We start from the raw sequence: 19,994 nt of genomic DNA, 5'->3' as shown, positions 1-19,994 counted from the left end.
TTATCTGCTACGCAAGCCAGGGCACTCGCTGAATTACTGGTCCTTTCGTGACAGTATCGGCTCCTGCTCGCTGAACTCCCGGATGAAAATTCCCCAGAACGCCATAAACAGCGCCGCCACCAGCGGCCCCATCACGAACCCGTTGATACCGAACATCACCAGCCCACCCAGGGTCGACAGCAATACGATGTAATCCGGCAGCTTGGTATCCCGGCCCACCAGGATCGGACGCAGCAGGTTATCCGCCAGGCCAATTACAATGGCACCGAAGGCGGTAAGAACAATTGCCGGGACATATTCCCCCACCGCTGCCAGGTAAATCGCAGCGGGCACCCACACCACCGCCGCGCCTACCGCTGGCAGCAGCGAGAAGATCGCCATAACCACACCCCACAGCAGGGCGCCGGTAATACCCAGTATCCAGAAAATCAGGCCGCCCAGGGCCCCCTGGATGATGGCGATCAGCAGGTTGCCTTTCACGGTTGCCCGGGTTACCTCGGCAAACTTGGCAAACAGCAACCGTTCGCGCTCATCGCCCAGGGGCAGCGCCTGGATCAGCAGGTCCACCAGTCGCGAGCCGTCCCGTAACAGAAAGAATGCCAGGTAGACCATCAGCGCCAGGCTCAGGAAAAACTGGAAGGTGTTCTGACCAAGCCCCAGAGCCTGCCTGGCAAGGAACTGGCTGGCACCCGCCACACCGGACACCAGGCGATCCCGCAACGCGGAGAAGTCCAGGTTGAACTGGGACAGGAAGGCCTCGATAGCCGGGAACGACTGGTTAACCTGATCCAGGTACTCACCGGGCCGGATGTCCCCGTCCTGGATTTTCTGGTACACCGCCAGGCCCTCCGCTACCAACGATGAAATCAGCACCATCACCGGGATGATGACGATCACCATGCAGATCAGCAGCGTCACAAAGGCAACCAGGTTCGGGCGGTCACCCATACGCCCGGCCAGTCGCTGGCGCACCGGATGGAAGATCAGCGCAATGGCCACGGCCCAGAATATGGGACCAAAGAAAGGCTTCAGCAGGAACAGGAAGGCCAGCGAAACCAGCAACAGGCTTCCCAGAAACGTCCAGCGCTCCAGGCTCTCGTACTTCATCAGACAGTATTCCTTTCTGTTGGGGTGCTATGGGCCCATGGCGTGCGGCATGGCCAGTTTTGCCCACGACAGGGTATAGTAATCGGTTGGGGTATTCATGATAAAGGCCGGCTATGTGATTTCCGGAACCGGCCGGCATCGATGAACGTGGATCGGGATACACGGTAAATCCGGGGCTTTTTTTCAAAGGTCGGAACAGTGACAGACGACTTCAATGAAGAAACAGCGTTGCAGGCAGCCGAGGCGCTGACTGCTGTGCTGGCCAGGCGCACCCATCGCCGCAAGGTAATGGGGCAGGAAGTGCTGGTGCCGGGACAACTGGGGGAAGCCCTGCGACTGCCCCAGTTGATCGGGCGCCTGCGCAGCCGGCAGCGGCGTCAGCGGGAGCGCGCCGTGGAAGCCTTTACGGTACTGTGGGACACCCTGTCACAGCAAACCCGTGACCAGGTTCTCCAGGAACTGGGCTGGTACGATCCGCGAGGACTGAGCTGGGAAGACAAACGCTCCAATCGCCGCCCCCGCCCTCCGGAAACCTGAACCGCCATCCCGGACTGCCCTTTCCGAAAGTGAACCACCGCTAATACCCCTGCCGTACAAACTCGCCAGGAAGGGACCTTTAATTGTCACATCCAGGCCTTATTGTGTAACGGGTACGCCTTTGGCCGGATCACCGGCCACGGACCAGGCGACCGTCATGGACATCAAAACAAGGAGCAACCATGAGTGAATATTACGATTTCTACACCGCAGTGTTGGCTGAAAACAGCACGGTTCCAACGCTTCTTTGCGGCCATTGCAGGTCTATCCTCCCTGCCAAGCGGATCTTCGCCAACGAAGGAGAGAACCGCTATGACCTTCCCTGCAACACCATCGGCCTGTGTTCGGCTGACGACTGCGGCGCAGTGAACTGCTGTGACGACGCCATGGCTGCCGCAGAACGGCAGCGTGACGAGAACCGCGTCGCAGTCTGATTCAAATCGATAACGCTCTGTTACGTAAAGCCCACACAAAGAATTGCCATCTGCTCTAAGCTGGTTCCCATCAGGTCCTCCGGACACGCTTGCAGTCAGCCAGAGCAGTCGATGGTATGCGTATTCTCAGAACCGACGAATCCCGTTTCCGGGATCTGCCGGACTTTCCTTTCCCGCCCCACTATGTCGAGGTAGGCACAGAGCTTCCGCTTCGCCTTCACTATGTGGACCACGGCCCGGAGAAAGCGGCGCCAGTGGTACTCCTGCATGGCGAACACGGCTGGGCCTACCTGTACCGCCACATGATTCCGCTGGTGGCAGGGGCGGGGCTGCGCGCCCTTGCGCCGGACCTGATAGGTTTTGGCCGGTCCGACAAGCCGGAGCACCAGCAAGACTATTCCTTTGACCGGCACCTGGACTGGCTGGAGCAGTGGCTACTGGCCCTCGACCTCAACAACGTCACCCTGGTATGCCAGAACCGAACATCGCTGCTCGCCCTCGCACTGGTCATGCGACAGCCAGACCGGTTCAGCCGGATTATCGCCGCCAATGCCGTGGTTCCCGGAGAGGACGAAACCAGGCCACCGGCCCACAGCATGTGGCAGATGTTTGCCCGTTACAGCCCATGGTTCCCGGTACCTCAACTGATCCAGCTGGGCACCACCCGCCCCCTGACGAGGGCAGAGAGGGACGCTTACGATGCCCCCTTCCCCAGCGATCGCTACAAGGCCGGGGCACGGTCATTCGCCAGCACCCTGGGGCAACCTCACAAGGAACTGAACCGCCAGCGGTTATGGCGATTCCTGGAGGGATGGCAGAAGCCGTTCATCACCTGCTTCAGCGATTCCGACCCGGGCACCCGTGGCGGGCACCTGCCGTTGCAGCGCAAGATTCCCGGCGCCCTGGGGCAGCCCCATATCACCCTCTCCGGCGGGCACTTCCTCCAGGAAGACGCCGCCGAGAGCTTTGCCAGGGTGATTATCGATGCCTGCCGGCCAAGCCTGGCGGCCTGACCAGCCGGAGCACCCCCGCGTCTAACCGAACACCGCCACAGTCTGGCGACTGATGGCGACCAGCTCACCCTGTCGGTTCCATATCTGCGCATGGGTGTTGGAGTAGCCGTCATCCGCCTTGTCAATTTCTGCCCGGTATAGAAGCCAGTCGTCGACCTTGATGGCCGGGCGGGGATCCATTATTTCAACGGACCAGGTCAGCGAGCTGTTGGGAGCAAACTCGGTCAGATGAGACAGGGGTACCGGTGGCCAGGCGTCGATCAGCGCGACGATGGCCGGATCGTCCAGCCTGGAAGGCGCCTCACGGAACTTCATCCAGCCGCCAATATCCCGGTGCTTCTCACCTGAAAACGGACGGCTACCGAAACACAAACGTGTCTCGATAAACTGGACAAAGTCGGGTGTGACGCCCTTAATGAAAGGCGTCGGCTCACAGTCTTCAGGGGCCGGCACTTGCGGGGCCGGCTGAGGCGCAACACTTACCAAGGATTCGCGACCACTACCATAGGCACCCATGGCTATCAGCCGGGTAGTGCCGTTCTGCACCATTCTGACCATGGCCTGACTGACCGCCTTGCCTTCCCGCAACAGTTCCACCTCAAGTGCAACCGGGATGCCCGGCTCAACCGGCCCCACGAAAGACACCTGCATGGCCCGCAGCGGACGCCCCGGCGTTACCACAGACTGCATCCGCTCACAGGCCAGGGCGCCTGTGACACCGCCGAACGTTGCCCGTCCCTGGGCCCAGACAGCAGGAATAGTCACTTCGTTGTTGGCCGCCGAGGCCAGGATTTCCTCGAGATTCATGGCAATGGTGTCTCCGGTTAATTGATGAGGATGCGTATTATATAAACCCAAAAGACTGCCCCAAAGCGCTTCATGACACAAGTCACACGGGCAATTACCTACCGCCGGATGCTCCGCACCGCTATAAAACCAGCTGACAACCGCGTATACTGCGCCGCGTCATCAACAGGATGACCAGACCCACGGACCCCAACGCCAAACCGGCGACCGGTCCGTGACGATACCAGCCGGGTTTATGGGGTTCGCGAACCGTCCAAGGTTCAACAGGCTACCCCGACGCGCTCAGCCGGTAGCTTCAGGAGCCCGTCCTTCTTCCGGTTTCAGGCTGTTACCGGCCTCCAGATCTGTGGCTCCCCCATCCCGAATACCAGGTAATTGAATGTCAGAACAAACCTTTGCTGAACTCGGCCTCGACCCGGCTGTGCTCGAAGCTGTCCGTACCGTTGGCTATGAAACCCCGTCTCCCATCCAGGCCCAGGCCATACCGGTGCTGCTGGAAGGACGCCACCTGCTGGGTATCGCCCAGACCGGTACCGGCAAGACGGCCGCCTTTGCGTTGCCCCTGCTCAGCCGCATCGACGCAGACGACCTGTCCACCCAGATTCTGGTACTGACCCCCACCCGGGAACTGGCCATCCAGGTCGCCGAAGCCTTTACTACCTATGCCAGCGGTTTCCGCCAGCTCCACGTGCTCCCCATCTACGGCGGCGCGGATTTCGCACCCCAGCTCAAGGCCCTGAACCGGGGCTCACAGGTCATCGTCGGCACCCCGGGGCGCCTGCTGGACCACCTGCGTCGCGGCAAGCTGAAGCTGAACAACCTGAAGGCCCTGGTGCTGGATGAAGCGGACGAGATGCTGCGCATGGGCTTTATCGACGATGTCGAAGCCATCCTTGCCAGCACTCCGGACAGCTGCCAGCGCGCGCTGTTCTCTGCCACCATGCCGCCGGCCATCGCCCGGGTTGCCAACACCTACCTGAGCGACGCCCGGGAAGTCAAAATCAAGAGCGAAACCCGCACGGTTGAGCGGATTTCCCAGTTCGTACTGCCGACCTTCGGTGAGCGCAAGCTGGATGCGCTGACCCGCATCCTGGAAGTGGAGCCGATCGATGCGGCCATTATCTTCGTGCGCACCAAGGCAGAAACCACCCTGCTGGCCGAGAAGCTGGCGGCCCGCGGTCACTCCGTGGCCCCCCTGAACGGCGACCTGAATCAGCGCCAGCGGGAACAGACCGTGGAAGACCTCAAGCGAGGCAAGAAGGACCTGATCATCGCCACTGACGTGGCTGCCCGGGGCCTGGATGTGCCACGGATTACCCACGTCATCAACTACGACGTGCCCTACGACAGCGAAGCCTATATTCACCGCGTGGGCCGCACGGGCCGCGCCGGTCGTGCCGGCAAGGCAATCCTGCTGGTCACCCCCCGTGAGCGCAGCTGGCTACGCACCCTGGAGCGTGCCACCAACTCGCCCATGGAGCCGTACGAACTACCCACTCCGGCGGCACTTCAGAAGCTCCGCCAGGAGCAGTTCGAAAGTCAGCTCATGGGCTTCACTGAAGACGGCAAGCTGGCCAAGGCCATGGGCCTTCTGGACGATATTGCCGAACGCAATGATATGGACATGGCCATGCTGGCCGGCGCCCTGGCCTGCTGGATGGAGTCCGCCCAACCGGGTTCGCTGCCACTGGAAACCCCGTCAGAGCTGCCGATACCGTCCGCCAACCCTCCCAGGGGCAAAGGCGGCCCGGGTGGCAAGCGTGGTAACTTCCGTAAGGGCGGACCGGGCGGCAAACCCGGCGGTTATCGGGGCAACAAGTCCGGTGGCAAGCCAGGCGCCAGGTCAGGCGGCAAGCGCGACGGCTTCAAGCCTGCCAAGCGCCGTCAGGCAGACTGAGGCCGCTGGTACACCACAAAGCTGTAGTCGTAGGGATTATTATCGGACGCGGAGAAATCCTCCCGTCCGATTTCCTGCCATTGCTCCAGGTCGATTTCCGGGAAGAAGGCATCGCCCTCTATCTCGGCATGGACCTGGGTAATGTAGATGCGGTCGATGTCCGGCAGCACCGCCTCGTAGATCTGCCCCCCACCGATCACCATCACTTCATCCACACCATCCAGCATGGCCTGGGCTTCGGCCTTCTTGAAGGCCTCGTCCAGAGTCTCGACCTTCGCCACACCCGGTGGCAACTCCAGCTCGTTTGAAGACACCACGATGTTCAGTCTTCCCGGCAGGGCTTTGCCAATAGATTCCCAGGTCCTGCGCCCCATGATGATGGGCTTGCCCATTGTGGCCTGCTTGAAATACTTCAGGTCCCCGGGCAAATACCACGGCAATTTGTTATTACGGCCAATAACCCGGTTGCGGGACATGGCTACGATCAGGGCTTTTCTCATCTTTCAGGGTCCTTACTTTGTTCCGTGTTTTCGGGTTTCGGGGGCGGGCCTGCTGTCGGGGGGTGGTTTCCGGGACACGCCGCAAGTACGTCCATGTAGGCTCCTCAAAAAGGTCCCTCTTTTTGAGGGTCCCGGAAACCACCCCCCGACATCAGTCCTTCAAACCCTTGGCGTAGCCTGAAAGTACAAACGAGGCCAACATCAGATTTTTTTGCAGTGCGGAGCAGCAAAGCCGGGCCCAGACCGGGCAAAACACTATCTGCCGAACTCGTCACTATGGACGTACGGGTGGCTGGGGACCCTTTCCGGAACCTTCGAAAAGAGGGACCTTTTCGAAGAGCCTACATGGACGTACTTGCGGCGTGTTCCGGAAAGGGTCCCCAGCTGGCCGTGCGTGGACACCGGAGTGTCGGTTTGAATAAAGCCTCAGGTTCCGACTTGAAAGAGGTCTCAAGCTCCACCTTGAGAAGACGCTGGCCTGCCCAACCAATCGGACTAAACAGCAATAGGCGCCTTGATAACACCCTGCGGCTCATACCCCTCGATTTCGAAGTCCTCATACTGATACTCGAAAATCGAATCCGGCTTCCGCAAGATCCTCAGCGTAGGCAACCGGCCCGGCTTGCGCTTGAGTTGCTCGAACACAATGTCATCCGTCAGGTGGTTCTGGTAAAGATGGCAGTCCCCGAAGGTGTGCACAAACTCCCCTACCTCCAGGTCACACTGCTGAGCAATCATATGGGTCAGCAAACTGTAGGAGGCAATATTGAACGGCACCCCGAGGAACAGGTCGGCGCTGCGCTGGTACAGCTGACAGGACAGCCGTCCGTCCGCCACATAGAACTGGAACAGGCAATGGCACGGCGCCAGCGCCATACGACCCTCACGGGCATTATCCTGGGGACTCATGGACTCATCCGGCAGCTCCGCCGGGTTCCACGCCGTCACAATATGTCGACGGGAGTTCGGCTTGGTGCGGATCTGCTCGATCACCTCGCTGATCTGATCCACCACCCGACCGTCCGGGCACTGCCAGCTTCGCCACTGCTTGCCGTAGATTGGACCCAGATCACCGTTATCCAGGGCCCACTCGTCCCAGATCGAGACCTTCCGCTCCCGCAGCCAGTTGTTGTCTGTCGAACCCTGCAGGAACCACAGCAACTCATAGATAATGCTGCGCAGGTGTACCTTCTTGGTGGTGAGTAGCGGAAAGCCCTGTTCCAGGTCAAACCGCAACTGCCGGCCAAACACCGAGCGTGTACCCACGCCGGTGCGGTCGCCCTTGTCGGTACCGGTGGCGACCACATCCTTCATCAATTCGAGATAGGCTTTCATGACTTTGCGCCCCTGTAGGCAAACGCCATCAGCGCCATACCGGCGATCACCATGGGCAGGGAAAGCAGTTGTCCCATGGTGAGCCAGTCAAAGGCAAGGTACCCCAGCTGGGGGTCCGGCTGACGGAAGAATTCATTGATCACCCGGAAGCATCCGTAAAGGATCAGAAACAGTCCGGAGACTGCCATGGTCGGGCGAGGTTTGGAAGAGAACAGCCACAGGACCACGAACAGGGCCACACCCTCCAGCGCAAACTGGTAGAGCTGGGAGGGGTGGCGTGCCAGGGCGTCGGGCGCCTGGGGAAACACCATGCCCCAGGGCACATCGGTCGGCTTGCCCCACAGTTCGCCGTTAATGAAATTACCGATCCGGCCAGCGCCCAGGCCAACCGGTACCAGGGGCGCCACGAAGTCCGCAATCCGAAAGAAACTACTGCCGATTTTACGGCCATACCACCACATCGCCAGCATCACGCCAATCAGGCCACCGTGGAAGGACATCCCTCCTTCCCACACCCGCAGCAGCCAAAGCGGGTCCCCGAGGAACTGGTCAAAATTGTAAAACACCACGTAGCCAAAGCGTCCACCCAGAATAACCCCCAGGGCAATATAGAACAGCAGGTCGCCCACTTGCTGTTCGTTCACCGGCGTCCAGTCCTTGCGGGCCCGGAGCTTGCCCAGCCACCAGCCGACGGCAAAGCCGACCAGGTAGGTCAGACCGTACCAGTGAATCTTCAGTGGCCCCAGGGAGATGGCCACCGGGTCAATTTGCGGGTGATTGAGCATTGAGAAACCTCAGAGAAGGAAGCGAGCGCCGACGATCAGCAACAGGACGGCAAACAACCGCTTGAGCAGCTTTGCATCCAGCCGGTGCGCCAGGGTGGCGCCGAAACGGGCGAACAATACACTGGTGGCAACGATACCAATCAGCGCCGGCAGGTACACGAAACCGACCGCGTAGTCGGGTAGTGCCGGATGCCCCCAGCCGGTCCACAGGTTGGTGGTTGCCCCCGCAATGGCAATGGGCAGACCGCATGCGGCGGATGTGGCCACCGCCTGTTGCATGGGCACACTTCGCCAGCTCAGGAAAGGGACCGTCAGGGTACCACCGCCAATACCAAAAATGGCGGATGCCCAGCCAATCACGCCACCGGCACCGGCCAGTCCCCCGTGACCCGGAACCGGGCGGGCGGTTTTCGGATTGATGTCCAGCAACATCTTGAGGCCCACCAGGATGACAAAGACACCAATCACCAGTTCCAGTACCGGGCCACTCAGCAACGAGGCCGTCCAGGCCCCAAGGGCTGCACCCACCACAATCCCGGCCACCATGGGCTGGAAGACCTCCCAGCGCACCGCACCTTTGAGGTGGTGGGAGCGAACCGAGCTGATGGATGTGAACACAATGGTCGCCAGGGACGTGCCCACGGCCAGGTGCGCGGCAATCTCGCCACTGATACCCTGCATTCCGAAACTGAAAATCAGCACCGGCACGATGACCAGACCACCGCCAATACCGAACAGCCCTGCCAGGGTGCCAGCCAGGGCGCCGAGGGCGAGGTAAAGTCCGAATACCATAACCAGGGACATAAGCACCGCCGTTCGTTGAAAAACAAAGCGTGTATCATACACAAACGATGGTGGCCAAGCACCGGCCCGGCGCCGTGCCCACCTGACTCTGTCTTAGCCACTGCCATGGAAACCCTATGTGCCTGATACTGTTTGCCATCGACCAACACCCTGAGTTTCCCCTGGTGCTGGCCGCCAATCGGGACGAGTTCTATGACCGCCCGACCACCCCTATGCACTGGTGGCCTGGCAATCACTACCTGGCGGGTCGTGATGATCGCTCCGGCGGCACCTGGCTGGCGGTATCCGCCAACGGCACAATCACTGCAGTAACCAACGTACGCGAGGGTAGCGGTGAACCAGGGCGACTCACTCGCGGCAAGCTGCCGATACTGGCGCTTGAGCAACCGGTTGATGAACTGAAACAGCACCTGGCCGACAATGGCAATCTCTACGCGGGCTTCAACCTGGTCCAGCTAACCGGCCGGGAGGGATGGTATTACAGTAACCGCGATGCCCACCCTGGCCGCCGGCTCCACCGGGGCACCTATGGGCTCAGCAACCACCTGCTGCAAAGCCCCTGGCCCAAGCTGGTCAGGCTGCGCGAGCAACTGCGCAGCAACCTTGCCACCTGCAACCCGCAACAGCCAGATTCGTTACACGACATGCTGCTCGAACCGCTGGGGGATAACACACCAGCACCTGACCACCTGTTGCCGGATACCGGTATCGGAATCGAACAGGAGCGCTTCCTGTCCTCTCCGTTTATTACGTCGGATTTCTATGGCACTCGGGCCAGCACGGTGGTCACGGTCGCTCGTTCCGGAGAAGTCCGGGTGACAGAGCAGCAGTGGGAACGCGAGGGGCGCCAGGGCGAGCAGCAACGATTCTGCTGGAAGCGACCGGGCCCTGGTGTGACTTGAGGTTCGGCAGGACGGATCGCTCTGGTATACTCCCCGAACCCGATGTCCTGTCTTGCAAGACCCCCGGACACCCCTTCGTGAATCTGACGGAGAGCCCCATGGCTGATACCCCGGACACCACATCCATCGCCGATTTCGAAAAATCACTGGCCGAACTCGAGGGCCTGGTGCGGGACCTTGAGCAGGGCGAGCTTTCCCTGGAGCAATCCCTTGGCGCCTTCGAGCGGGGCGTCCGACTGACTCGCGAATGCCAGCAGGCCCTTCGCCAGGCTGAGCAGCGTGTACAGCAACTGGTGGAGCGGGACGACGGCAGCCTGGAAACCCGGCCGTTCAACCCGCCAGAGAGCGGCGGGGAGACTGGCTGACCATGCCCTACGCCCGTACCGAAGACTTCCTCGCCACCTGCGCCGCGCTCACCGACCACGCACTGGAAGAACGCCTGCCGGCGACCGAGGAAGCCCCCGGCCGCCTGCACGAAGCCATGCGCTATAGCGTATTGGGCGGCGGCAAGCGCATACGCCCGGCCCTGGCCATGGCTGCCGCCTGTGCTGTCGGCGGTGAACCCGAACAGGCACTGGTTTGCGCCTGTGCCGTGGAGCTGATCCATGCCTACTCCCTGATCCATGACGACCTGCCCGCCATGGATGACGATGACCTTCGTCGTGGGCGCCCCACCACCCACATCCGCTTCGACCAGGCGACCGCTATCCTGGCAGGCGATGCCCTGCAGGCCCTGGCGTTCGAGTGGCTGGCCGGCGCCCACTCACTGACCGCAGACACCCGCCTGGCAATGGTTCAGAAACTCGCCGCGGCCAGTGGCACTGGTGGCATGGTAGGTGGCCAGGCAATTGACCTGGGGGCTGTAGGAAGGGACCTGTCACTGGAACAACTCGAGCAGATGCACCGACGCAAAACCGGGGCACTGATCGAGGCCAGCGTCCGGCTGGGGGTTCTGTCAGTGCCGGCCGCAGCGGGAGGACCCTCGCACCATGATTCACTGGACCACTACGCCCGGGCTATCGGCCTGGCGTTCCAGGTTCAGGACGATCTACTGGACATCGAGGGCGACACCAGCATCATCGGCAAGCCCCAGGGCTCGGATGCTGCCCGCAGCAAACCCACCTACCCAGCGTTGATGGGGGTTGACGGCGCCCGGGCCTACCTTGCCACACTGTTGGAGCAGTGCCGGGACAGTCTGTCAGGGTTCGGTCCCGAGGCAGACGCCCTCAGGGGCATGGCGGAGTTCGTAGTGTCAAGGCGCTACTGACCCCCCGCTGCCCCATGGCCTATAATGCCCCTTTTATAGCCAGAAGGACTGCCGGCCGCTGAACCATGCCGAACAGCCCTGAAGTCACCGACACAAGACCCGGACGGATGCAGGACACATATATTTTCAAGGAAATCCCCGCTCAGCGGCCCCACACCCCGCTGCTGGACCGCATTGATGCACCGGACCAGCTGCGCCTGCTGTCGGATGATGAATTACCGACCCTGGCCCGGGAACTGCGGGCATTCCTGCTGTGGACCGTCGGTCAGACCGGCGGTCATTTCGGGGCCGGGCTCGGGGTGCTGGAACTGACCCTTGCCCTGCACTACGTCTTCAATACCCCGGAAGACCGCCTGGTCTGGGATGTAGGTCACCAGGCCTACCCCCACAAGATCCTGACCGGCCGTCGCGAACGGATGGGCAGTATCCGCCAGAAAGGCGGCCTCGCCGGCTTCCCCAAGCGCTCGGAAAGCCAGTACGACACCTTCGGCGTGGGCCACTCCAGCACTTCCATCAGCGCTGCCCTGGGCATGGCGCTGGCTGCACGGCAGCAGCAGAGTGGTCGTCACAGTATCGCGGTTATCGGTGACGGCGCCATGACAGCCGGTATGGCGTTCGAGGCGCTGAACCATGCCGGCCACCTGGACGCGGACATGCTCGTCATCCTCAATGACAACGACATGTCCATCTCCAAGAATGTCGGCGGGCTGTCCAACTATTTCGCCCGCCTGCTTTCCAGCCGCACCTACAACCAGATGCGGGACAGCAGCAAGCGCGTGCTGCAGGCAGCCCCGCCCCTGATGGCCCTGGCCCGCAAGACCGAGGAACACTTCAAGGGCATGATCGCCCCCGGCACCCTGTTCGAAGAACTGGGCTTCAACTACATCGGCCCCATTGATGGCCACGACCTGCCATTGCTGGTGGAAACCCTGGAGAATATCCGCGAGCTGGGCGGCCCCCAGTTCCTCCATGTGGTGACCCGCAAGGGCAAGGGCTTCGCCCCGGCCGAGGAAGATCCCATTGGCTACCACGCCATCAACAAGATCGAGCCGGTGCCTGCCAGCAAGCCGGAGCCGGTAAAGCCGAAACCCAAGCTTCCCAAGTACGCCAACGTCTTCGGCCAGTGGCTCTGTGACGCTGCTGAACAGGACGAGCGCATTGTCGGCATTACCCCCGCCATGTGCGAAGGGTCCGACCTGCTGGCGTTCTCAGAGCGCTTCCCGGACCGTTACCATGACGTGGCCATCGCCGAACAGCACGCGGTTACCCTGGCGGCCGGCCTGGCCTGCGACGGCGCCAAGCCGGTAGTGGCCATCTATTCCACCTTCCTGCAGCGGGCCTACGACCAGCTGATACACGATGTGGCAATCCAGAACCTGGACGTACTCTTCGCCATTGACCGGGCAGGCCTGGTGGGCGAAGACGGCCCCACCCACGCCGGCGCGTTTGACCTGAGTTACCTTCGCTGTATTCCGAACATGGTGGTCATGACACCCTCTGATGAAAACGAGACCCGCCAGTTGCTGCAGACCGGGCTGATGCACGAGGGCCCAGCAGCCGTTCGCTACCCACGGGGCACGGGCCCGGGCGCAGTCATTGAACAGCAACTCCAGCCTCTGCCTGTCGGTCGTGGTCGTGTTGTGCGCGAGGGGGAGTCGATAGCTATCCTGAACTTCGGCACCCGCCTGCCAGCCGCCCTGGAGGCCGCTGACAAGCTCAATGCGACGGTTGCCGACATGCGCTTTGTGAAGCCACTGGACGAAGCCCTGGTGAAGGAGTTGGTGAGCACCCATGAGGTGGTGGTTACCCTGGAGGAGAATGCCATTGCCGGGGGCGCCGGCAGTGCGGTGACCGAATTCCTGAACCGGGAAGGTATCGCGAAGGCGGTATTGCAATTGGGCCTGCCGGATCGCTATGTGGACCATGGCAAGCACGGCGAGCTATTGGCGGAAGTGGGACTGGGTGCTGCGGGTATTGAGGCGTCGATTCGCAAGCGGCTGGTTGGGCGTGAGCCTGACCTCAAGGCTGCTCCCTGATAAGCCGCCTCGGTGCTTCCCTCGCCCCACTACCGGCAAACTATTGAGTTAACGCTTACTGACCGCATATGGCGGGGTGAAATCGGCTAGTCAGGTCCTGGAGTCTGCGCGGCAGAAAGTCCCCCGGATTCCCATACTACTGGGGATCGTCGTCCTGATGGGTCTCCAGCCAGTGGCCCAGCTTGCTCTGCTTGGTGTTGAGGTAATGCTCGTTGTGGGGGTTGCGCCCCACATGGAGCGGGACCCTCTCAGCGATATCGATGCCCAGCGAACGCAACGCATCCACCTTGCGGGGATTGTTGGTCATTAGTTTCAGGCTACTGATGCCAAGATGACCCAGCATGTCCTTGCACATGGTGTAGTCCCGCAGGTCAGCGGCAAAGCCCAGGCGCTCATTGGCCTCCACCGTATCGGCCCCTTCGTCCTGCAACTTGTACGCCCGGATCTTGTTCAACAGACCGATGCCACGGCCTTCCTGGCGCAGGTACATCAGAATACCACGCCCCTCCCGGGCGATGCTCCGCAAGGCTTCCTCGAGTTGGTAGCCGCAGTCACAACGCATGCTGTACAAGGCATCGCCGGTCAGGCATTCAGAATGGGTACGGGCCAGCATGGGCTCGTCACTGTTCAAATCACCCAGGGTCAGGGCAATATGCTCCTTGCCGGTATCCGGTTCCTCGAAACCGTGCATGTCAAAGACACCGAAAGGGGTAGGCAGGCGACAGGTCTGGATGTAGCGAACAGCCACAGTGGTTCCTCATGAGTGCTGGTTCAGTAAGCGGGGCATTCTAGCAGATGGCGGCCACCCGGCGTAGTTCCAGATAGCCGATATCCTCTAACACCACCTGCGGAGATACGAACGCCCTCTGATACGCGAGACAGGGAGGTTCGGATGACCTACTCGGACTTCGAGGCCGGGTGCCGGGTAGGGCTTTCCGGCACCTGCCCTCCCCCAAGGCCAATTGCACGTAGCGAAATCATTCAGCTTGCCAATGCCCACTGCGGCCGCCCTTCTTCTCCAGCAACCGCACCCCGGTAATCTCCATGCCCTTGTCCACGGCCTTGCACATATCGTACAGCGTCAACGCGGCCACACTCACTGCGGTAAGGGCCTCCATCTCCACCCCGGTCTGACCGGACAACTTGCAACGGGCCTCGATGTGAACCGAGGAAGGATCCTGCTCCGGCGTAAACGCCAGTTTTACAGAGGAGAGATTCAGCGCATGGCACAGCGGAATCAGCTCATGGGTTTTCTTGGCCGCCATAATGCCCGCAACCCGGGCCACCGCCAGCACATCCCCCTTGGGATGCTCACCATCCAGAATCATGGCAAGGGTTCTCGGGTCCATCAGGATACGCCCCTCCGCAACCGCTTCCCGTTGCGTGACCGACTTGTCACCCACATCCACCATGCGAGCTGCGCCCTGGTCATCCAGGTGGGTCAGTTTGCTCATCGTGCCTCCGAATCAGTTGTGCGTGCCGGCCACCACCAGGAAATCCCCGCGATGCCCTGCCCCCCGGCCTGTAAGGCCGTTTGTAGATGCCCTGGCCCAACCCCACCCAGGGCATAGACCGGGATGACCGCATGGGCAGCCATGTCTGCGAAATGTTCCCAGCCTGTGCCGGCATTTCCCGGGTGGGACGGTGTCGGCAACACCGGCCCCAGGGTCGCATAGTCCGCACCTACCGCCGCCGCATGGGCCAGCTCCTCGCTGCTATGGCATGAAACGCCAAACCAGCAATCCGCCGGTACAGGGCGCTCCTTCAATGCGGCAGCCCGGCGCCAACTCAGGTGCACGCCTGCGACCGGCAGGTCTGCCAGCAACTCCGGGCGATCATGGACCATCAGCGAGGCTCCAGGCAAACGCCTAAGGCACTGCCTGACGGTGTCAGCGTAGTCCCGGGCAGACATGGACGGCAGCCTCAGAATCGCCAGCGGCGTATCCGTATGGCTCCAGCGATCCAGAAGGCGCCCAACCACCGCTTCGGGTGACACCTCATCGCCGCTGATGGCAAGCCTGCCTGGCAGGCGGACGGCGGAGATAATGGGCCGGTTGGCGGCTGGAAAATCCCCTGCCTGCAACTGCCCGGGAGCCATCCAGAATACCGGTTGGCCCTCCAGGCCCCGGGGCTCACCTGTGGATATTTCCGCCGCCCAGACATCCAGGAAGACCTCCTTGTCGCCGTAATCGTGGCGAATGCCAATCAGTGGCTGCAGGTTTTCAGCGCACACCGTAATGGCAGTTTCCTCGAGGAGCTCCCGAACCAGCGCCTGCTGCACAGTCTCGCCTGGCTCCACCTTGCCGCCGGGGAACTCCAGCAGACCACCCTGGTGGGCCGCCTCCGGGCGGCGGGCGATCAGAACGCAACCGTCGCGCCAGATCACCCCGACAGCGACATGGATCACCTTGCGGTCAGCTGACGTCATATCAGGTGCGGTATTCGGCATTGATGGTGACGTAGTCATGGGAAAAATCACAGGTCCATACCCGCTCTTCGATACGGCCCCGCTTAAGGTCAATGCGAATGGTGATCTCCTGCTGGTCCATGACGGCCTGGCCCCGCTCTTCCGTATAGTCATCAGCCCGGCCGCCACTTCTCACCAGGCACACATCGCCCAGGAATATCTCAATAGCGTCCAGGTCGAGCCCTTCCACACCTGCTCGTCCGACGGCGGCGAGGATTCGCCCCCAGTTCGGGTCCGAGGCGAACAGGGCCGTCTTTACCAGCGGGGAATGGGCCACGGTGTACGCCACGTCCAGAGCCTCTTTCTGGCCAGCAGCGCCAGCTACCTCAATGGTGACAAACTTGGTTGCCCCCTCACCGTCTTTCACAATGGCGTGGGCCAGTTCCATATAGACCTCCCGCAGGGCCTCCCTGAGAACCGGGTAGTGTTCACCCTCGACTGTGGCCACACCCGCCCCGGCCTCGCCGGTGGCAATCAGCATACAGGCGTCGTTGGTGGACGTATCGCCATCGATCGTAATCCTGTTAAAGGACTCCTCTCCCAGCTCGCTGGCCAGTTTCTGCAACACCCGCGGGGAGATCGACGCATCGGTGGCGATAAAACCCAGCATGGTGGCCATGTTGGGACGGATCATCCCGGCGCCCTTGCTGATACCCGAAATATTGATGGTCTTGCCGTCAATCTCGACCTGCCGCGAGGCCCCCTTTGGGCGCGTGTCCGTGGTCATGATGCCGGCTGCGGCCTCGGCCCAGTGACTCTCGGAAAGGTCCTCCAGTGCCGCAGGCAGTGCCTTGACGATCTTGTCTACCGGCAGGGGTTCGCCGATAACCCCGGTCGAAAATGGCAACACTGAGTGCGCCTTGCTGCCTGCCTCTCGGGCCAGGGCCTCACAGCAGGCACTGGCATCACGCATGCCGGTCTCCCCGGTACCCGCGTTGGCATTACCGGTATTGATCAGCAGGTAGCGGGGTTCCCCTTCCTCAAGGTGAGCCCGGGCAACATGTACCGGGGCAGCACAGAACTGGTTGGTGGTGAAGATACCAGCCACCCGGCTGCCCTTGGACAGTTCAATAACCACCACATCCTTGCGACCGGGCTTCTTGATACCCGCGCTGCTGATACCCAGCCGGACGCCGGCTACCGGAAAAAAACGCTCGGGCAATGTTGCGGGACCAACCGCCATACTCTCCTCCTTGGGCGTCGCCGGTAGCGACCGCCGGAATAACATGAGTCACTATCAAAAAACCCGCAGCCCCGTCTTCACGGAGGTGCGGGCTTGTCGTTTTGCAAACTGCGTGTCGTCAGGCGACCTTACCGCAGCACTGCTTGTACTTCTTGCCAGACCCGCACGGACAGGGCTCATTGCGCCCCACCTTTCGGTCCTGGCGGACAAAGGTTTCCGGTATCGGCCCCTGGCGCTCTTCGCTCTCGTCTCGCTCGGCCTGTTCCGCCTGGGTAGCGCTGGTCTGTTCGTGGCGCATACGGGCGGCCGCCAGCTCTTTCTCAAGCTGCTCACGGCGCTGGCGTTCCAGCTCTTCCATTTCCTCACGGGTCTGCACCTTCACATGGCACAGCACGCGGGTGATGTCGCGCTTCATGGTGTCGAGCATAGACTCAAACAGGTTAAACGCCTCACGCTTGTATTCCTGCTTGGGGTTCTTCTGGGCATAGCCCCTCAGGTGGATACCACGGCGCAGGTGGTCCATGTTCGACAGGTGCTCTTTCCAAAGGGTATCGAGAACCTGGAGGAAGACCTGCTTCTCGAACTTGCGCATGGATTCTGCGCCAACAACTTCTTCCTTGGTGCGGTAAGCCGCAACAATCTCTTCCAGGATCCGCTCTCGGAGCTTTTCTTCGTAGAGCTTCTTGTCCTCATCCAGCCATTGCTGGACAGGCAGCTCGATGGCCATTTCCGAAGCCAGGTGCGACTCCAGGCCCGGGACATCCCACTGCTCGGGCATACTCTGGGGCGGGATGAACTCGCTGACGGTTTCTTCCACCACGTCAGCACGGATGCCATCAATGATTTCCGAGATGTTTTCCGATGCCATGACCTCGTTGCGCTGCTCGTAGATCACCGTACGCTGGTCGTTGGCCACATCATCGTATTCCAGCAACGTCTTCCGCATATCAAAGTTGCGGCCCTCTACCTTGCGCTGGGACTTCTCGATGGCGTTGGTGACCATGCGATGCTCGATGGCCTCGCCCTTCTTCATACCCATGGCCTGCATCAGCTTCTTCACCCGGTCGGGGGCGAAGATGCGCATCAGGTTATCTTCCAGGGACAGGAAGAAGCGGGACGAACCCGGGTCACCCTGACGACCAGCCCGACCACGGAGCTGGTTATCGATGCGACGGGATTCGTGGCGCTCGGTACCAATGATGTGCAGGCCGCCCGAGGCGAGTACCTGCTGGTGGCGCTCTTCCCACTCGGCCTTGACGGCAGCAAGCTGTTCCTGGGTGGGGCTCTCCAGGGCGGCAACCTCGGTCTCCCAGTTACCACCCAGCATGATGTCAGTGCCGCGGCCAGCCATGTTGGTCGCAATGGTGACTGCGCCGGGGCGACCAGCCTGGGCGATGACCTGGGCCTCGCTTTCGTGGTGCTTGGCGTTGAGTATCTTGTGGTCGATCCGTGCCTTCTGGAGCAGTGTCGACAGCACTTCCGAGGCCTCCACCGACGCCGTACCTACCAGGACCGGACGTTTCTCTGCCGTTACGTCCTTGATTTCATCGATAATGGCGTGGAATTTCTCTTCCTGGGTCAGGTAGATCAGGTCGTTATAGTCGGTCCTCTGAATCGGCTTGTTGGGCGGAATGACCACCACGTCGAGACCGTAGATCTGACGAAACTCGAACGCTTCCGTGTCTGCCGTACCGGTCATGCCAGCGAGCTTGTCGTACATGCGGAAGTAGTTCTGGAAGGTGGTCGATGCCAGGGTCTGGCTCTCGGCCTTGATCTCAACGCCTTCCTTCGCCTCGATCGCCTGGTGCAGGCCTTCACTCCAACGGCGCCCCGGCATGGTCCGCCCGGTGTGCTCGTCCACAATCACCACCTGGCCGTTCTGTACCAGGTAGTCTATCTCCCGGTGGAACAGGTGGTGTGCCCGCAGGCCGGAGTGGATATGGTGCAACAACGCCAGGTTTGCGGCGGAGTAGAGGTTCTCGCCTTCTTTCAGCAGCCCGCGGCTGAGAAGCAGCTGCTCTACCTTTTCATGGCCGGCCTCCGTCAACTCTACCTGGCGGGACTTTTCATCAAGGGTGAAGTCGCCGCTGGGTTCGCCCTCTTCTTCGGACACTTCGCCCTTCTCCAGGGAGGGGATGAGCGCGTTGATTTCCCGGTAAAGCTTCGAGCTGTCTTCTGCAGCCCCAGATATGATGAGCGGTGTACGCGCCTCATCGATAAGGATGGAGTCTACCTCATCCACGATGGCGTAGTTCAGCGGTCGCTGAACCTTGTCCTGCATGCTGAACGCCATGTTGTCACGCAGGTAGTCAAAGCCAAATTCGTTGTTGGTGCCATAGGTGATGTCTGCCTGGTAGGCCGCCCGCTTCTCTTCCGGTGGCTGACCAGAAACTACCACACCCACGGTCATGCCCAGGAACCGGTAGAGCTTGCCCATCCACTCCGAGTCACGGCTGGCCAGGTAGTCGTTCACTGTCACCACGTGCACACCACGACCGGCAAGGGCATTCAGGTAGACTGCCGCCGTTGCGACGAGGGTTTTGCCTTCCCCGGTTTTCATCTCGGCGATATGCCCCTCATGCAGGGTCATGGCACCGATAAGCTGGACGTCGAAATGACGCATCCCCATGACGCGGCGGCTGGCTTCACGCACCGTGGCAAAGGCTTCCGGTAAAAGCTGGTCGAGGGTTTCGCCTTTCCCGAGCCTGTCACGGAACTCGGTGGTCCGTGCCTGCAACTGTTCGTCGGTCAGTGCGATGAGCGACTCTTCGAGCTCGTTGATGCGATTCACAACTTTTCGCATCCTTTTGATCTCGCGGGCGTTTTTACTGCCGAACATCTTCGTTGCAAGCTTCGTGAACATAGACCACTGCTTCTTTGATTAAACGGAGGAAGCCGGCATTCTAACCTTATTTTGCAA

19 protein-coding genes are annotated in these 19,994 nt (G+C 61.1%); 8 read left to right on the top strand and 11 right to left on the bottom strand.

The genetic code is table 11. The annotated features are described in order from the left end of the window. Window positions 1-33: 33 nt before the first annotated feature. A complete protein-coding gene (locus MLC59_RS06920) occupies window positions 34-1,107 on the bottom strand; it encodes an AI-2E family transporter (protein WP_248232567.1) in 1,074 nt (357 codons plus the stop codon). Between the two features lie 198 nt (window positions 1,108-1,305). On the opposite strand from MLC59_RS06920, the gene MLC59_RS06915 reads away from it, so the two are divergent. From MLC59_RS06915 to MLC59_RS06905, 3 genes are all read left to right on the top strand, one after another. After that, the gene (locus MLC59_RS06915; RefSeq protein WP_248232565.1) at window positions 1,306-1,644 is read left to right on the top strand and encodes a hypothetical protein; all 339 of its coding nucleotides are present in this window, start codon (window positions 1,306-1,308) and stop codon (window positions 1,642-1,644) included. 182 nt (window positions 1,645-1,826) lie between these two features. Next, window positions 1,827-2,078, top strand: coding sequence for a hypothetical protein (locus MLC59_RS06910; RefSeq protein WP_248232559.1), 252 nt, complete (start codon window positions 1,827-1,829; stop codon window positions 2,076-2,078). A 116-nt stretch (window positions 2,079-2,194) separates the two neighbouring features. Then, window positions 2,195-3,091, top strand: coding sequence for a haloalkane dehalogenase (locus tag MLC59_RS06905; protein WP_248232557.1), 897 nt, complete (start codon window positions 2,195-2,197; stop codon window positions 3,089-3,091). Between the two features lie 21 nt (window positions 3,092-3,112). Here MLC59_RS06905 and MLC59_RS06900 read toward each other — a convergent pair whose 3' ends face one another. After that, window positions 3,113-3,898 carry an acyl-CoA thioesterase gene (locus tag MLC59_RS06900; protein ID WP_248232551.1) on the bottom strand — a complete coding sequence of 262 codons (786 nt, stop codon included), beginning with the start codon at window positions 3,896-3,898 and terminating at the stop codon, window positions 3,113-3,115. A gap of 379 nt (window positions 3,899-4,277) precedes the next feature. On the opposite strand from MLC59_RS06900, the gene MLC59_RS06895 reads away from it, so the two are divergent. Next, the gene (locus MLC59_RS06895; protein ID WP_248232549.1) at window positions 4,278-5,795 is read left to right on the top strand and encodes a DEAD/DEAH box helicase; all 1,518 of its coding nucleotides are present in this window, start codon (window positions 4,278-4,280) and stop codon (window positions 5,793-5,795) included. Here the strand turns inward: MLC59_RS06895 and MLC59_RS06890 are convergent. The 4 genes from MLC59_RS06890 to MLC59_RS06875 all read right to left on the bottom strand — a co-directional run bounded on the left by MLC59_RS06890 (window position 5,783) and on the right by MLC59_RS06875 (window position 9,207). Beyond that, entirely contained in the window at window positions 5,783-6,295 is a 513-nt protein-coding gene (locus MLC59_RS06890) for a dihydrofolate reductase (protein WP_248232540.1), read from the bottom strand. The two genes, MLC59_RS06895 and MLC59_RS06890, sit on opposite strands and share 13 nt — an antisense overlap. 495 nt (window positions 6,296-6,790) lie before the next feature. Then, window positions 6,791-7,630: a thymidylate synthase gene (locus MLC59_RS06885; RefSeq protein WP_248232536.1), complete on the bottom strand. Its 840-nt coding sequence runs from the start codon at window positions 7,628-7,630 to the stop codon at window positions 6,791-6,793. Then, a complete protein-coding gene (gene lgt / locus MLC59_RS06880) occupies window positions 7,627-8,415 on the bottom strand; it encodes a prolipoprotein diacylglyceryl transferase (RefSeq protein WP_248232535.1) in 789 nt (262 codons plus the stop codon). Before lgt ends, MLC59_RS06885 begins: the two co-directional genes overlap by 4 nt. Before the next feature lie 9 nt (window positions 8,416-8,424). Continuing rightward, window positions 8,425-9,207, bottom strand: a complete 783-nt coding sequence (locus MLC59_RS06875; protein ID WP_248232659.1) for a sulfite exporter TauE/SafE family protein — start codon at window positions 9,205-9,207, stop codon at window positions 8,425-8,427. Between the two features lie 128 nt (window positions 9,208-9,335). On the opposite strand from MLC59_RS06875, the gene MLC59_RS06870 reads away from it, so the two are divergent. The 4 genes from MLC59_RS06870 to dxs all read left to right on the top strand — a co-directional run bounded on the left by MLC59_RS06870 (window position 9,336) and on the right by dxs (window position 13,424). Next, complete coding sequence (locus MLC59_RS06870) at window positions 9,336-10,121, top strand: NRDE family protein (RefSeq protein WP_248232524.1); 786 nt, start codon at window positions 9,336-9,338, stop codon at window positions 10,119-10,121. Window positions 10,122-10,219: 98 nt separating this feature from the next. Continuing rightward, window positions 10,220-10,486 (top strand): exodeoxyribonuclease VII small subunit, encoded by a 267-nt coding sequence (locus MLC59_RS06865; protein ID WP_248232512.1) that lies wholly within the window; start codon window positions 10,220-10,222, stop codon window positions 10,484-10,486. A 2-nt stretch (window positions 10,487-10,488) separates the two neighbouring features. After that, the gene (locus MLC59_RS06860) at window positions 10,489-11,388 is read left to right on the top strand and encodes a polyprenyl synthetase family protein (RefSeq protein WP_248232509.1); all 900 of its coding nucleotides are present in this window, start codon (window positions 10,489-10,491) and stop codon (window positions 11,386-11,388) included. A 107-nt stretch (window positions 11,389-11,495) separates the two neighbouring features. Further along, the gene (dxs, locus tag MLC59_RS06855) at window positions 11,496-13,424 is read left to right on the top strand and encodes a 1-deoxy-D-xylulose-5-phosphate synthase (RefSeq protein WP_248232506.1); all 1,929 of its coding nucleotides are present in this window, start codon (window positions 11,496-11,498) and stop codon (window positions 13,422-13,424) included. Window positions 13,425-13,560: 136 nt separating this feature from the next. Here the strand turns inward: dxs and ribA are convergent, their stop codons facing one another. From ribA to secA, 5 genes are all read right to left on the bottom strand, one after another. Beyond that, complete coding sequence (gene ribA, locus MLC59_RS06850) at window positions 13,561-14,172, bottom strand: GTP cyclohydrolase II (protein WP_248232504.1); 612 nt, start codon at window positions 14,170-14,172, stop codon at window positions 13,561-13,563. Between the two features lie 229 nt (window positions 14,173-14,401). After that, window positions 14,402-14,878, bottom strand: a complete 477-nt coding sequence (moaC, locus tag MLC59_RS06845) for a cyclic pyranopterin monophosphate synthase MoaC (RefSeq protein WP_248232497.1) — start codon at window positions 14,876-14,878, stop codon at window positions 14,402-14,404. Then, a complete protein-coding gene (locus MLC59_RS06840) occupies window positions 14,875-15,852 on the bottom strand; it encodes a Nudix family hydrolase (RefSeq protein ID WP_248232494.1) in 978 nt (325 codons plus the stop codon). The genes moaC and MLC59_RS06840 overlap by 4 nt, the downstream gene beginning before the upstream one ends. Window position 15,853: 1 nt before the next feature. Beyond that, window positions 15,854-17,074: a bifunctional glutamate N-acetyltransferase/amino-acid acetyltransferase ArgJ gene (gene argJ, locus MLC59_RS06835; RefSeq protein WP_248232492.1), complete on the bottom strand. Its 1,221-nt coding sequence runs from the start codon at window positions 17,072-17,074 to the stop codon at window positions 15,854-15,856. A gap of 118 nt (window positions 17,075-17,192) precedes the next feature. Beyond that, entirely contained in the window at window positions 17,193-19,937 is a 2,745-nt protein-coding gene (gene secA, locus MLC59_RS06830) for a preprotein translocase subunit SecA (protein ID WP_248232491.1), read from the bottom strand. Window positions 19,938-19,994: the final 57 nt, after the last annotated feature.

This window comes from Marinobacter bryozoorum, from assembly GCF_023156245.1.
In the GTDB taxonomy this organism is placed as follows: Bacteria; Pseudomonadota; Gammaproteobacteria; order Pseudomonadales; family Oleiphilaceae; genus Marinobacter; species Marinobacter bryozoorum.
Note: the sequence above shows the minus strand (reverse complement) of the source record. Positions and strands in the feature narration are given on the sequence as shown.